Origin of the sequence: Thioclava indica (assembly GCF_000714545.1) — a bacterium.
Lineage (GTDB): Bacteria > Pseudomonadota > Alphaproteobacteria > Rhodobacterales > Rhodobacteraceae > Thioclava > Thioclava indica.
Genome location: NZ_AUNB01000040.1, coordinates 106,832 through 119,409 on the forward strand (window position 1 = coordinate 106,832; position 12,578 = coordinate 119,409).

The 12,578-nt window shown below is 62.0% G+C and carries 14 protein-coding genes, 1 tRNA gene and 1 pseudogene; 6 read left to right on the top strand and 10 right to left on the bottom strand.

Annotated elements, in window-relative coordinates; translation table 11 throughout:
* Positions 1-70: 70 nt before the first annotated feature.
* The 3 genes from DT23_RS12535 to hisF all read right to left on the bottom strand — a co-directional run bounded on the left by DT23_RS12535 (position 71) and on the right by hisF (position 2,360).
* Positions 71-1,102, bottom strand: coding sequence for an NADP-dependent oxidoreductase (locus DT23_RS12535; RefSeq protein WP_038131686.1), 1,032 nt, complete (start codon positions 1,100-1,102; stop codon positions 71-73).
* Positions 1,103-1,293: 191 nt separating this feature from the next.
* Positions 1,294-1,602, bottom strand: coding sequence for a phosphoribosyl-ATP diphosphatase (locus DT23_RS12540; RefSeq protein WP_038131688.1), 309 nt, complete (start codon positions 1,600-1,602; stop codon positions 1,294-1,296).
* On the bottom strand, positions 1,602-2,360 hold the full coding sequence (gene hisF / locus DT23_RS12545) for an imidazole glycerol phosphate synthase subunit HisF (protein WP_038131842.1): 759 nt from the start codon (positions 2,358-2,360) through the stop codon (positions 1,602-1,604). Before hisF ends, DT23_RS12540 begins: the two co-directional genes overlap by 1 nt.
* Before the next feature lie 173 nt (positions 2,361-2,533).
* Between hisF and DT23_RS12550 the strand changes: the two genes are divergently transcribed.
* Positions 2,534-3,049 carry a hypothetical protein gene (locus DT23_RS12550; RefSeq protein ID WP_038131689.1) on the top strand — a complete coding sequence of 172 codons (516 nt, stop codon included), beginning with the start codon at positions 2,534-2,536 and terminating at the stop codon, positions 3,047-3,049.
* 29 nt (positions 3,050-3,078) lie between these two features.
* Here DT23_RS12550 and DT23_RS12555 read toward each other — a convergent pair whose 3' ends face one another.
* A complete protein-coding gene (locus DT23_RS12555) occupies positions 3,079-3,666 on the bottom strand; it encodes a TetR-type transcription factor C-terminal domain-containing protein (protein WP_038131691.1) in 588 nt (195 codons plus the stop codon).
* 112 nt (positions 3,667-3,778) lie between these two features.
* Between DT23_RS12555 and DT23_RS12560 the strand changes: the two genes are divergently transcribed.
* From DT23_RS12560 to glpX, 3 genes are all read left to right on the top strand, one after another.
* Positions 3,779-4,006 (top strand): hypothetical protein, encoded by a 228-nt coding sequence (locus tag DT23_RS12560; RefSeq protein ID WP_156023941.1) that lies wholly within the window; start codon positions 3,779-3,781, stop codon positions 4,004-4,006.
* Between the two features lie 78 nt (positions 4,007-4,084).
* Positions 4,085-5,389 (top strand): homoserine dehydrogenase, encoded by a 1,305-nt coding sequence (locus DT23_RS12565; protein ID WP_038131694.1) that lies wholly within the window; start codon positions 4,085-4,087, stop codon positions 5,387-5,389.
* A gap of 127 nt (positions 5,390-5,516) precedes the next feature.
* Positions 5,517-6,482 (top strand): class II fructose-bisphosphatase, encoded by a 966-nt coding sequence (glpX, locus tag DT23_RS12570; RefSeq protein WP_038131696.1) that lies wholly within the window; start codon positions 5,517-5,519, stop codon positions 6,480-6,482.
* A 57-nt stretch (positions 6,483-6,539) separates the two neighbouring features.
* On the opposite strand, the gene DT23_RS12575 is transcribed toward glpX, so the two are convergent.
* The gene (locus DT23_RS12575) at positions 6,540-6,968 is read right to left on the bottom strand and encodes a SufE family protein (RefSeq protein WP_038131698.1); all 429 of its coding nucleotides are present in this window, start codon (positions 6,966-6,968) and stop codon (positions 6,540-6,542) included.
* Positions 6,969-7,091: 123 nt separating this feature from the next.
* Here DT23_RS12575 and DT23_RS12580 point away from each other — a divergent pair, with 123 nt between their 5' ends.
* The gene (locus DT23_RS12580; RefSeq protein WP_038131700.1) at positions 7,092-7,589 is read left to right on the top strand and encodes a hypothetical protein; all 498 of its coding nucleotides are present in this window, start codon (positions 7,092-7,094) and stop codon (positions 7,587-7,589) included.
* A 46-nt stretch (positions 7,590-7,635) separates the two neighbouring features.
* On the opposite strand, the gene rnd is transcribed toward DT23_RS12580, so the two are convergent.
* The 3 genes from rnd to purM form a co-directional block, all read right to left on the bottom strand.
* Positions 7,636-8,799 carry a ribonuclease D gene (gene rnd, locus DT23_RS12585; protein WP_038131702.1) on the bottom strand — a complete coding sequence of 388 codons (1,164 nt, stop codon included), beginning with the start codon at positions 8,797-8,799 and terminating at the stop codon, positions 7,636-7,638.
* Positions 8,800-8,931: 132 nt separating this feature from the next.
* Positions 8,932-9,519 (bottom strand): phosphoribosylglycinamide formyltransferase, encoded by a 588-nt coding sequence (gene purN, locus DT23_RS12590; protein WP_038131704.1) that lies wholly within the window; start codon positions 9,517-9,519, stop codon positions 8,932-8,934.
* Entirely contained in the window at positions 9,516-10,562 is a 1,047-nt protein-coding gene (gene purM, locus DT23_RS12595; protein WP_038131706.1) for a phosphoribosylformylglycinamidine cyclo-ligase, read from the bottom strand. Before purM ends, purN begins: the two co-directional genes overlap by 4 nt.
* A 134-nt stretch (positions 10,563-10,696) precedes the next feature.
* Here purM and DT23_RS12600 point away from each other — a divergent pair.
* Positions 10,697-10,773, top strand: a tRNA-Ile gene (locus DT23_RS12600).
* Between the two features lie 149 nt (positions 10,774-10,922).
* Here the strand turns inward: DT23_RS12600 and DT23_RS20050 are convergent.
* Together DT23_RS20050 and DT23_RS20340 are read right to left on the bottom strand one after the other, a co-directional pair.
* Positions 10,923-11,426 (bottom strand): hypothetical protein, encoded by a 504-nt coding sequence (locus DT23_RS20050; protein WP_051697270.1) that lies wholly within the window; start codon positions 11,424-11,426, stop codon positions 10,923-10,925.
* A 920-nt stretch (positions 11,427-12,346) separates the two neighbouring features.
* Positions 12,347-12,517, bottom strand: a pseudogene (locus tag DT23_RS20340) (TniQ family protein); the annotation flags it as partial.
* Between the last annotated feature and the right edge of the window lie 61 nt (positions 12,518-12,578).

Sequence of the window (12,578 nt, forward strand, 5' to 3'; positions counted from 1 at the left end):
TACAGATAACCTCGAAGTTGAAAAGAGCAAGTCACGACGGGGTCACACAAACGCAACCCCGTCCTCAGGCTTAGCCGACTTTGACAACCATCTTGCCGAAATTGCGCCCTTCCAACAGATCATAAAGCGCATCCGGCGCGGCCTCGAGCCCGTCAACCATTTGTTCTTTATACTGGATTTTTCCATCTTCCAGCCAGCCCGTCATCTCGCGCGCAAATTCCTGATACAGCGAAATCGGGAAGCTGTCGAAGATGATGAAGCCCTGCACCTTAACCTTCATGCGCAAGATCGTGGACAGGATTTGCGGCCCGTGATCGGGTCCATCGGGCAATCCGGTGAGGTTATACCACGCCACCATCCCGCAAACAGGCATCCGCGCGAACGGGTTCAGCAGCGGCAAGACACCATACAGCACCTTGCCCCCGACATTCTCGAAATAGACGTCAATTCCCTCGGGGCAGACGGCAGCAAGCTGATCGGCGAAATCCTCGGCGCGGTGGTCGATACAGGCATCAAAGCCAAGCGTTTCGACCACATGCGCGCATTTCTCGGGCCCGCCCGCGATGCCCACGACGCGACAGCCTTTGATCTTGGCGATTTGCCCGACCGTCGCGCCAACCGGCCCTGACGCTGCTGCAACAACAACCGTCTCGCCCGGTTTCGGCTCGCCGATCTGCAACAATCCCGCATAGGCGGTGTAGCCCGGCATCCCCAGAATCCCCAGCGACCACGAGGGGTTTTGCGGCTCATTCCCAAGATTCAGCACCTGCGTGCCATCGGACACCGCGTAATCCTGCCAGCCACTTGGGGCGAGCATAAAATCCCCCGCCTTGAACCCGTCGCAGTCGCTTTGCATCACCTCGGCCACGACCTGCCCCGTCATGACGCCGCCAATCTCGACCGGAGTGGCGTAGGATTTCGCCGCACTCATCCGTCCGCGCATGTAGGGATCAAGCGACAGATAGACCGTGCGCAGCAACATCTCGCCCCCGCCCGGCTTGGGGATGTCACCCGTTTGAAGGCGTAGCGTTTCGCCATCAGGCGCGCCCTCGGGACGCTTGGCAAGAACGATCTGGCGGTTGGTAGAGTCTGATTGCGACATGGCTCGGGTCTCCTGTTTCCAGCCCATAGCTAGGAGGCACCCGCGGAAAAGAAAGGGGGGCGCTGCCCCCTCTGGCCTCCCGGCCATTCACCCCCGGGATATCTCGATCAAGAGGAAGGGCGAACGCATCCCGGCTTCCAAGTGTTTAAAATATCCCGGGGGAGGCCGCAGGCCGGGGGCAGAGCCCCTGATTAGCGTGACGCTTTTTCGGCGATGCCGGAGGTGCCTTGGCGGCGCTCGAGTTCGGCAAGCACTTCGGACAATGGCACATCGCGCGCGGCCAGCATGACCAGTAGGTGATAAAGCACGTCGGCGGATTCATAGACCAGGTTCTCGCGGTCGTTCTTGACGGCGGCGATGATCGCCTCGACCGCCTCTTCGCCGAATTTCTCGGCGGCCTTTTCGGGGCCTTTGGCCAGAAGTTTCGCGGTCCACGAGCTATCGGGATCGGCGGCTTTGCGCGCTTCAATCGTGGCAAAAAGTGTTTCTAACGTGTTCATCACAGCCTCACAGCAATGCCCGCATCGGCCATGTGTTGTTTGGCCTCGCGGATCGTGAATTCGCCGAAGTGGAAGATCGAGGCGGCTAGCACGGCGCTCGCCCCGCCTTGCGTCACGCCCTCGACAAGATGATCGAGCGTGCCAACGCCGCCGCTGGCAATCACGGGCACATCAACCGCATCGGAAATCGCGCGCGTCAGCGGCAAGTTGAAACCGGCGCGCGTGCCGTCGCGATCCATCGAGGTCAACAGGATTTCCCCCGCCCCTTTAGCCGCGACCGTGCGGGCAAATTCCACCGCGTCGATGCCAGTGGGTTTGCGCCCGCCATGGGTAAAGATCTCCCAGCGGCCCGGCGCGACGGTTTTGGCATCAATCGCGCAGACGATGCACTGGCTGCCAAAGCGATCTGCTGCCTGCGCGATCACGTCTGGATCGGCCACAGCCGCCGAGTTGAACGAGACCTTATCCGCCCCCGCCAGCAGGAGCGCGCGCACGTCCTCATGGCTGCGCACGCCGCCGCCCACGGTGAGGGGCATGAAACACTGCTCGGCGGTGCGGGTAACCAGATCAAACATCGTACCGCGGTTTTCATGCGTGGCGTGGATGTCGAGGAAACACAGCTCATCCGCGCCCGCTGCGTCATAGGCTTTGGCGGCTTCGACCGGATCGCCCGCATCAATCAGATTGACGAAATTCACGCCCTTGACCACGCGCCCGTCGGCCACGTCGAGACAGGGGATGATGCGGGTTTTCAGCATGGTGCGGGGCTCCTTTGGCGCCTTATTAACCTGCGCTGGCGCAAAGGCAAAGAGGGCTTGGCGCGCGCGCCGTGTCACCATGTCACGGAGAAAGCAGGGAATACCGCGATTGGAAGAGTCGCGATTGTGCTATAACATTTACGTGAACGAAACTTCAGAAGGGAGAGACGGTCATGATGATGCGCAAACTTACAATAGCGGCGGCTCTGGCTTGCATGGCAAGCGGGGCACTGGCGGATGACACCAAGGGCTTTGTCGGGCTGAACTATGTTTTCGGTGCACGCAGTAGCGGTTTTGAGGGCGTTCTCGGCGCGATGCGCTATGACATTGACGCGGATGGCGACACGAATGGCGCGAAACTGTCACTGCATCTGGGCTTTGGTCAGGGTCCGGTGACGGGCAAGATCAAATTGACCGGCCTGACAGGCAATGATGACGTGATGGGCGAACTGGGCATGGGCTATGGCAGTCAGGGCTTCTTTGGCACGGGCGGCCTTTGGGGACAGCATTGGAATGTCGGGGGTGACCTCTATTTCAACGGCGACTGGAGTGGCTATGTCGGGTTGCATTCGCTTGAGTTGGATCGACCAGCCAGCGTGTCACCTGTGATCACGGAGCCAGACGGCGAAGAGACCGGGGGCGATGACAGCCCTAATGGGTCGTTCGGTGACGACGAAGGTCCCGTCTGAGACGGATCAAACTCGCGCAGGGCGGAGGGTCAAGCACCCACCGCCTTGCGCACCATGTCCCAGTAAATATCCTCGACCATCGGGCGGCTTAGCCGTCCGCCTTCGCGAAACCATGTGGTGACGCCGGTCAGCATGGCGATGATCGCCATCGTCGCCAGTTTTGTGTCGGGAATTAGGAAGGTGCCCGCCTGCTGGCCCGTCTTGAGAATATCTTCCAGCTCGGTTTCATAGGCGCGCCGCTGGCTTTCGATCATCGCGAAATTCTCGGGGCCAAGGTTGCGCAATTCCATGTAGCTAAGAAATACCGCATCGGCGCGGCTGAGGTTAAAGCCGATGTGAAAGCGCACGAATGCCTCAAGCGCCGCCATCGGGCCGGTCCCGCGCGGGGCCTCTGCCCAAGCCGCCAGCAGCTCGTCCATATGGGTCTTGAGCAGGTCAAACAGCAGCGCCTCCTTGTCGGGCGTGTAAAGATACAGCGCCCCCGCCTGCACCCCGACCGCCGCCGCGATCTGGCGCATCGAGACGGCAGCAAAGCCGTGACGAGCGAAAAGCTGCAACGCCTGCTCGCGGATTTTCGGACCGGTAATTTGTGAGTGTGAGCCAGTTTTGCGTGCCATGAGGCGAAGTTAACTGAACGTCTGTTCAGTATCAAACCCGAAAGCGCGGAAATCGGCGCTGGTGCTGTGGCGCGATGCGCCATATCTTGGCGACGATCTGACAGGAAACCCTATGCTGCGCACCCCTGCCCTTCTGACCCTCATCTGCCTGACAGCGGCGTGCGCGGGTGCGCCGGGTGAGTATCCCAAGCTGGTTCCGCTCGATAGCTTGCTAAGTAACGAGCCGCTGACCCCCAGTCCCGCCCCCGCGCTTGAGACGCGTGCAGATGCGCTGCGCGCGCGCGCGGACGCGCTACGCCGTGTCGATGTGGTGGATGAGACCGATCTAGGCGCGCAATAAGGGCGGCGATGCGCGCCGTTGCACGGGGCGCGCTTTCCCGCTAACAGGGCGCAATTCCGGTTTTACACGAGGTTTCCCATGTCTGCGCCAGCCCCTAGCGACCAGCCCCTGCGCCTTGGCATTGCGGGTCTTGGCACCGTGGGCATTGGTGTCGTCAAGATTGTGCAACGCCACGCTGATCAGCTGGCCGCGCGGGCAGGACGCCCTGTCGTGATCACCGCCGTCTCGGCGCGCGATCGCACCAAGAACCGCGATGCGGACCTGTCCAATTTCGCGTGGGAAAGCGACCCGGTGGCGCTGGCCATGCGCGAGGATGTCGATGTCTTCGTCGAGGTGATGGGCGGGCATGAAGGTCCGGCCAAGGACGCCACCGAGGCGGCACTGCGCGCGGGCAAAGATGTGGTCACCGCGAACAAGGCATTGCTGGCCCATCACGGGCAGGCGCTGGCGGAACTGGCCGAGGGTTTGGACCGCGCAATCCGCTTTGAGGCGGCTGTGGCAGGCGGTATTCCCGTCATCAAGGTGCTCACCGAGGGGCTGGCAGGCAACGGCATGCGCCGCGTGATGGGCGTGATGAACGGCACCTGCAACTACATTCTGACGCGGATGGAAGAAGCCGGTCTGCCCTATGAAACGGTCTTCGAAGAGGCCCGCCAGCTCGGCTATCTTGAGGCCGATCCAAACCTTGACGTAGGCGGGATCGACGCGGGCCATAAGCTGGCGATCCTCGCCGCGATTGCCTTTGGCACGCAGGTCAGTTTTGACAATGTCGTGCTGGAGGGGATCGGGCGGATCTCGATCGACGATATCCGGCGCGCGGGCGATATGGGCTATAAGATCAAGCTGTTGGGTGTCGCGCAGATGACCGGGCGCGGGCTGGAACAGCGCATGACGCCCTGTCTTGTGCCGGCTTCCTCACCGCTTGGGCAGTTGACGGGCGGCACCAATATGGTCGTGCTTGAGGGCGATGCCGTGGGCCAGATCGTGCTGCGCGGCGCGGGGGCGGGCGAAGGCCCGACCGCCAGTGCCGTAATGGGAGATGTGATGGATCTGGCGCGTGGTTTGCGGCTGTCGACCTTTGGCCAGCCCGCCGCGAAGCTGGTGCAGGCCACCCCAGCCGTCGCCCCGAACCCCGCGCCCTACTACCTGCGCCTGCAACTGGCCGACAAGCCGGGTGCGCTGGCGAAGGTGGCCGCCATTCTGGGCGAATCGGGCGTGTCGATCAGCCGCTTGCGCCAGTATGGCCATGCCGACACCTCGGCTCCGGTGCTGATCGTGACGCATAAAACCACGCGCGACGCGATAGATCACGCCATCGCCGCCCTGCCAGCCACCCGCGTCGTCGAAGGCGAGCCGGTCGCGATCCGCATCGAAGAGCTGTAAACCGCCTGAACCCTGCAGAGGCAGCAAACCGGCCCGACCGTTAGCGTTCACAGGGGTTGCCCTTGCGCGCTGGGCGGGGTTTATCTGTGCGCGGTGGCTATCGCCGAACGGCAAACAGGAAAAGAACATGACCCCTCCGAGTGATTTCAACGACCGTATGCTTTCGCTGGGCCTTGCCCGCGTCTCCGAGGCGGCCGCCCATGCTTCGGCAGATTTGATCGGGCGTGGCGATGAAAAAGCAGCCGATCAGGCGGCGGTGAATGCGATGCGTGAACAGCTTAACAAGCTCGACATCCGCGGCACCGTGGTAATCGGTGAGGGCGAGCGCGACGAAGCCCCGATGCTGTTTATCGGCGAAGAAGTCGGCGCGGGCACCGGCCCCGAGGTTGATATCGCGCTCGACCCGCTCGAAGGCACGACGCTGACGGCCAAAGACATGCCCAACGCGCTGACCGTGATCGCGATGGCGCCGCGCGGCTCGCTGCTGCATGCGCCCGACGTGTATATGGAAAAGCTGGCCATCGGGCCGGGCTATGAACAAGACGTTGTCAGCCTCGAGATGAGCCCGACCGAGCGGATCGAAGCTTTGGCGCGCGCGCAAGGCGTAGAACCCAAGAACATCGCCGTCTGCATCTTGGATCGTCCGCGCCATGAGGACATGATCGCCGAAGTGCGCAGCACCGGTGCCAAAATCCGCCTGATTACCGATGGCGATGTGGCCGGTGTGATCCATTGCGCCGAGCCCGATTTCACCGGGATCGACATGTATATGGGGTCTGGCGGCGCGCCCGAGGGTGTTCTGGCGGCCTCGGCGCTGAAATGCATGGGCGGTCAGATGTGGGGCAAGCTGTTGTTTCGCAACGATGACGAACGGGGCCGCGCGCGCAAGGCCGGGATCACCGATTTCGACAAGATCTACACGCGCGACGACATGGTGCGCTCGGATGTGATCTTTGCGGCGACGGGCGTGACGGACGGCTCGATTGTGAAAGGCGTCAAGCGCGAGCCGACCTATATCGAAACCGAAACGATGCTGATGCGCTCGAAAACCGGATCGCTGCGCCGAATGATCTATCGCAACCCGGTGCGCTAAGGCGCGCCGCTTGCACCGACAAGGGGGGCCACGCGGCCCCCTTTTTTCATGCCCAAATCAGGCGCTTGCGGCCTCGGCGGCCAGCAGGCGAATCCGCTCGATCATCGCGCGCAGCCCGTTGGAGCGCTGCGCCGACAGGTGATCGTTCAGCCCCAGCCGCGCCAGTTCGGCCGCTGCATCCACCTCGCCCACCTGCGTCACGCTGAGACCGGAATACAGCGCATGCAAAATCGCGATCAGCCCCTGCACGATCATCGCATCGCTTTCGCCCTGAAAATCAAACTGCGCCTGCGGGCCTGTGCCCTCAATACGCGGCAGCAGCCAGACCTGACTGGCACAGCCATGCACCTTGGTCGCTGGCACTTTCACCGCCTCGTCCAGCCCTGGCAATTCGCGCCCCAGCTCGATCACATGGCGGTAACGGTCCTCCCAGTCGTCGAGAAATTCAAAGGTCTCGGCAATCTCTTCAAACGCTTCGCGGGCCATCACGGGGTTCCTTGCATCATCTTGAGGCTCTTGGGTAACGCGCGCAGCCGCCTGCGTCCAGACGCGGCTTTTCAAAAGCTGCGTGATCGGCTACCAGAGGTCTTGGACAGCTTCGGAGCGACCATGAACAAAGCCCTGATTGCGGCACTTGCCTTGACACTTGCCACCGCTGGCTGCGGCACCATTCGCGGCAGCAAACTCAACCCGTTCAACTGGTTTGGCAAAAGCCAGCCAGAGACGCAGGCGACGCTCGCGCCCAAGGGCGGCTATCCCGAACAGATCGGCAAGCCCTGGCAACAGCCGGTCGCGCAGGTGCTTAGCCTGAGCGTGGACAAAGCCCCTACGGGCGCGATTGTCACCGCGATGGGCCTGCCCCCGACTCAAGGCTATTGGCAAACCGATCTGGTCGCGCTGAATGATGGCAAACCCGATGCGAATGGCACGATGACCTATCGCTTTATGCTGACCCCGCCCGCAGCAGACAGCCCCGATGCGCGCCGTGTCTCGACGCAGCAATCGCGCGAAGTGTCGGCAGCGGCGTTTATCAGCAATTTCAAGCTGGCAGGCGTGCGCAAGATCGTGGTTGAGGGTGCGGGTAACGCGCGCTCGGTGCGTCGCTAAGCGCACCGTCTAACCATCGCGTTTAAGTAGCGCCGATTTTCCGGCGCTACAGGTCCACCAATTCGACCGATCCGCTGCGTGCGGTCAGCCCGACTTCGCCTTTGGCCAGTCGCAGCGCGTCATGGCCAAACACCTCGGCGCGCCAGCCGTGCAAGGCCGCGACGTCGCGTTTGCCCGCAGCGATCCGGTCCAGATCCGCAGAGCTTGCGATCAATTTGGCCGCGACGCCCGCCTCTTGCGATTTCGCCTTCAGCAGCACGCGCAAAAGATCGGCCAAGGCGGTATCGACCTGCAATTGCTGGCCCTGATCGGACGGGCGCGGCAGCGAGTCATGCGGCGCCTCTAGCCCCTCTTTCACCGCCGTCATGATCCCTTCGGCGATCTCGCCGCGCCGCGCCTCTCGCAGCAGAAGACGCGAGCGGTTGAGATCTTCATGCGAGGCGGGCTTGGTCGAGGCCAGTTCCAATAGCGCATCATCCTTAAAAATGCGCGAGCGTGGGATGTTGCGGTTTTGCGCATAGCCTTCGCGGAACTGCGCCAACGCGCGCACGATCCCGAGGAACCGGGCCGAACTGGTGCGGGTTTTAACGCGTTTCCACGCCTCTTCAGGCCGGTTGATATAGGTCTCGGGGTTCAGAAGCACCGCTTCTTCCTCGCGGACCCACGCCTCGCGTCCGGTCTCTTTCAGCTGCGCTGCGAGGAACTCGTAAATCTGGCGCAAATGCGTAACATCGGCGATGGCATATTTCTTTTGCGCATCCGTCAGCGGGCGGCGCGACCAATCGGTAAAGCGCGAGGATTTATCCAGCGATTCCTTGGCGATCTTGCGCACCAGCGTCTCATAGCCGACCTGTTCGCCAAAGCCGCAGACCATCGCGGCGATCTGGGTGTCAAACAGCGGATCGGGAAAGACATTGCCCTCGGTGAAGAAGATCTCAAGATCCTGACGCGCGGCGTGAAACACTTTGACCGTCGCCGTGTGGCGGAACAGATCGTAAAGCGGCTCAAGTGAGAGATCGTCGGAAAGCGGATCAACCAGAACCGCCTCGCCCTCTTGGCCGTCGTGGTTTGGCAGGGCCATCTGCACGAGGCACAGCTTGGACCAATAGGTCCGCTCGCGCAAAAATTCGGTGTCGATGGTAACGTAAGGCTCGGACTTCGCCTTGTCGCAGAATGCCGCGAGGGCGTCGGTCGTGGTAATGGTCTGCATGTCGCGCTTTCGCAAGGGGACGCGGGGTCATCCCGCAGGGTTATCGACCTTTAGCCCCGCGCGCGCGAAATGAAAAGCACCGCGGTAAATCGCGTGTCCGGCGTGGCGTGAAAGCCGCGATTGGGTGGCATGTTACAGGATCAGCGGCGCGCGATCGCCTTGCGCAAAGCGGCGCAGCACAGCGGGATAGAGGCGATGTTCCTGCACCAGCACACGCGCGGCCAGCGTGTCGGGCGTGTCATCCGGCGCAATCGCCACCCGCGCCTGGCCCAAAATCGGGCCGTCATCCAGAACCGGCGTCACTTCATGCACGGTGCAGCCCGCCGCCGTATCGCCCGCCTCAAGTGCGCGGGCATGGGTGTGCAGGCCGGGATATTTCGGCAAGAGCGAGGGGTGGATATTCAGCATCCGCCCCGCAAACTGGCCCACGAAATCAGGCGTCAGCACGCGCATAAATCCGGCGAGACATAGAATATCAGGCTGGGCTGCCAAGATCGGTTTCAGCAGCTCTGCCTCAAACGCGGCGCGGTCCTTGCCGTAAGGACGATGATCAATCGCCGCCGTCGCCACGCCCATCTGCGCCGCCTTTTGCAGCCCCGCCGCATTTGCATCATTTGACGCCACCAGAACGGCGCGCGCAGGGTGATCGCCGGTCATGCTTTCCACCAGCTTGATCATGTTCGACCCGCCGCCCGAAATCAGGATGGCGACGCGTTTCACAGCAGGTGCCCCGTGTAGGCCACCCCGTCTCCGGCGGTAAGCGTCCCGATCCGGCTGACGGTTTCACCCGCCTCCGTCAGCAGTTCAGTGATAGCATCGGCACGCGCGGGATCGACCACGACGATCATCCCGATGCCGCAGTTGAAGGTCTTGAGCAGTTCGCCCTCGGCCATATCCGCCGTTTTCGCCAGCCAGCCAAAGACCGGCGGCAAATCCCAAGACGACAGATCGATCTGCGCGCCCATGCCCTCGGGCAGCACGCGCGGCAGGTTTTCCGTCAGCCCGCCGCCGGTGATATGGGCCAGCGCATGCACGCCACCGCTGCGCACCGCGGCAAGCGTTTGCGTCACATACAACCGAGTCGGGGCAAGCAGCGCCGCACCCAGCGTGCCATCGCCAAACGGGCAATCCGCGTCCCAGCCAAGGCCCGACATCTCGACCACTTTGCGCACGAAAGAATAGCCGTTGGAATGCACCCCGTTGGAGGCCAGCCCCAACAGCACATCGCCCTCGGCCACGCCTGCGGGCAGATCCGCGCCGCGCTCCATCGCGCCCACGGCAAAGCCGGCAAGGTCGAAATCGCCCTTTGAATACATCCCCGGCATTTCCGCCGTCTCGCCGCCGATCAGCGCGCAACCCGATTGCGCGCAGCCCTCAGCGATGCCGTTGATGATCGCCGTGGCCTGATCCAGTTCCAGCTTGCCCGTTGCGAAATAATCGAGGAAAAACAGAGGCTCAGCGCCCTGACACACCAGATCATTGACGCACATCGCCACCAGATCAATGCCGATCGTGTCGACATTTCCGGTATCAATCGCGATGCGCAGCTTGGTGCCCACGCCATCGGTTGCGCCCACAAGAATCGGGTCGTTATAGCCCGCCGCCTTAAGATCGAACAACGCACCAAAGCCACCCAGCCCCGACATCGTGCCCGCGCGCTGCGTGCGCTTGGCCGCTGGCTTGATCCGCTCGACCAAAGCATTGCCCGCATCAATATCGACGCCCGCATCGGCATAGGTCAGGCCCGGTTTCTTATCGGTCATGGCGGCGCTCTCCAACAACGATCAACTGGGGCGCAGCCCTAGCGCAAGACCCCGGGTCAAGCAACGTCTGTTGGCCAAAAGCACGCCAAATTCTTGACGTCGCCTGCGCGCGTGATAGAGGGAGAGGCAATGGTGGGCCTGTAGCTCAATTGGTTAGAGCAGGGCGCTCATAACGCCTTGGTTGGGGGTTCGAGTCCCTCCGGGCCTACCAGCATTGACAGTTGTCATTCACACCATGTTTTTTCCGCGATTCACACCATCCGTTTTCCGGCGACGCCCGTCCGAAAACCCAATGACCCTATAAGCTATTGTTTTCAATTGAGTTTCTGAAATCGCCGCCAGTGTGAGTTGCGGCAGCCGCTACACCTTGCAGCGCAAGCTACGTTCCACCTCTTCGCGCAGATAGATATGGCCATAGCTCTCGCCCTCAGGCGCAAAGGGGCGCAGGTCAGCGGCCCTGAGGCGCGCAAGAATAGTATTTCGGTGTTCGCCAAAGCGTTCGATCAACATCGGCAAGGTCACAAAGCGCGCTCGAAATGCTTGGATATCAGACTCACGCAGGTAAAACACGCATGCCCCATCTTTCGGCGCAGTCATGCGGACCGACGGAGAGTGTCCTGCCGCAAGCAGCGCAATGAACCCGTCCCTGCCACGCCGGCTGATCGTGCGGCTGAACTCGGTAGCAGGGATCAGATCCTGCGCTGCATCGGCGCTCCCTTGGAGTGCGAGCAGATTGATTTCCGCCTTTTGGACCGCGAACCCGTGATAGCCCTCAATCCCCGGCAGGCCCCCGAGTCGCAGCGCGCCCTTACGGATCGCGTCGATAATCGCGCCGACCCGCAGCCCGGATCGCTTACTGGCCATTTGTATGCTCTTTCAATCGTCGCTTGAGACCGTGTCCTCTTGGACCAGTGCCTTAAGCTCGGCGACGAGCGCCGCCCGTCTTCCAAGCGCCACGGATACTTAACGCTCGGCACCGCTGTAGCTGGCAACAAGACCCCATCCGCCGCAAGTGCGGCCAATTCGTTCCGAGTAGCGCCCATTGCTTTGCGAAGCTTTGTCGCCCCGATCCAGTGCGGCATCTCGGCAAGGAGAGGCGAAAAGCGTTCGGCATCGAAGGTTTTTCTATTTGCTGGGCGCTTGTCGGTCGGAGATACCGCTCCAGCCTCGATGAGAACTGCCTCAAGTCTTGGCGCCCATAGGCCTGTTTCATGCTCTGCAGTGGAGATGGAATGCAAACAACGACGAGAGAGTTCTTTGCCAAGCACGACCTCGCCAGCGGCAAAGGGCCACGTCTTTAGAATGCGTTCGCGAAGAAGGTCTCGAAATGGTGCGAAACCTGCCTCGTGAAGATAGTCTACCGAGAGCTTCGAGTAGAGATCTCCAAAGGCTCCGCGCGGCTCCACTTTGGCACCGGTCGCGCGCTCGGCGAGATCCTTCAACGCGGCACGGACCGCGTCTTCGCCTCGGTGGGCCACCGCAAAACCTGCCGCTTGCGCTGCCCGCAGGTCTCCGACGTTTGAAAGATCAGCGTGGCGCACCAGTTCCGCCCCCAGCAGACGGCAAAAAGTTGTTCCAGCGTAGAGCGAATGGCCAGCCAGCCATGTCGCATCGCGCCCCTCTGCCAACCGGGCATCAAGCCATAAATCATAAGGGGACGGCCTCACGCGGGGCTGGTCAAAATCGCCGCCGCGGATCATCGCACGAATATCGGCCATCCGGGGGCTAATGTCATAGCGTTTTGTTGGCAATTGCTCCCTCCAAAGGTTGACCAGAGGGTGCCGGTGGCGCACGCACAAGCTCACCTCGCGCAATTGCCAGTCGCCACGCAGCGCTTGAGCTGCCGCAGGCGCATCCGGGTGAACCTCAGCGTCCTCGCGCAGGCAGATCGGACAGCCGCGCACCTGCGGGTTCCGCAATGCGCGTGAAACAAACACCTCACCGCGAAATTCCATTCGGACATCGCCGATTGCTGTCAGGCGTTGTTAGGTCCTGCACTCATTGCAGGGACAGCAT

Bases quoted from the DNA above. Each gene is read 5' to 3' on its own strand.
- DT23_RS20050 (WP_051697270.1), bottom strand. From the start codon at position 11,426: ATGGCCAGTAAGCGATCCGGGCTGCGGGTCGGCGCGATTATCGACGCG.
- DT23_RS12575 (WP_038131698.1), bottom strand. From the start codon at position 6,968: ATGGCCCGCGAAGCGTTTGAAGAGATTGCCGAGACCTTTGAATTTCTC.
- glpX (WP_038131696.1), top strand. From the start codon at position 5,517: ATGACCCCTCCGAGTGATTTCAACGACCGTATGCTTTCGCTGGGCCTT.
- DT23_RS12565 (WP_038131694.1), top strand. From the start codon at position 4,085: ATGTCTGCGCCAGCCCCTAGCGACCAGCCCCTGCGCCTTGGCATTGCG.
- DT23_RS12560 (WP_156023941.1), top strand. From the start codon at position 3,779: ATGCTGCGCACCCCTGCCCTTCTGACCCTCATCTGCCTGACAGCGGCG.
- DT23_RS12580 (WP_038131700.1), top strand. From the start codon at position 7,092: ATGAACAAAGCCCTGATTGCGGCACTTGCCTTGACACTTGCCACCGCT.
- DT23_RS12535 (WP_038131686.1), bottom strand. From the start codon at position 1,102: ATGTCGCAATCAGACTCTACCAACCGCCAGATCGTTCTTGCCAAGCGT.
- hisF (WP_038131842.1), bottom strand. From the start codon at position 2,360: ATGCTGAAAACCCGCATCATCCCCTGTCTCGACGTGGCCGACGGGCGC.
- DT23_RS12555 (WP_038131691.1), bottom strand. From the start codon at position 3,666: ATGGCACGCAAAACTGGCTCACACTCACAAATTACCGGTCCGAAAATC.
- DT23_RS12540 (WP_038131688.1), bottom strand. From the start codon at position 1,602: ATGAACACGTTAGAAACACTTTTTGCCACGATTGAAGCGCGCAAAGCC.
- rnd (WP_038131702.1), bottom strand. From the start codon at position 8,799: ATGCAGACCATTACCACGACCGACGCCCTCGCGGCATTCTGCGACAAG.
- purM (WP_038131706.1), bottom strand. From the start codon at position 10,562: ATGACCGATAAGAAACCGGGCCTGACCTATGCCGATGCGGGCGTCGAT.
- DT23_RS12550 (WP_038131689.1), top strand. From the start codon at position 2,534: ATGATGATGCGCAAACTTACAATAGCGGCGGCTCTGGCTTGCATGGCA.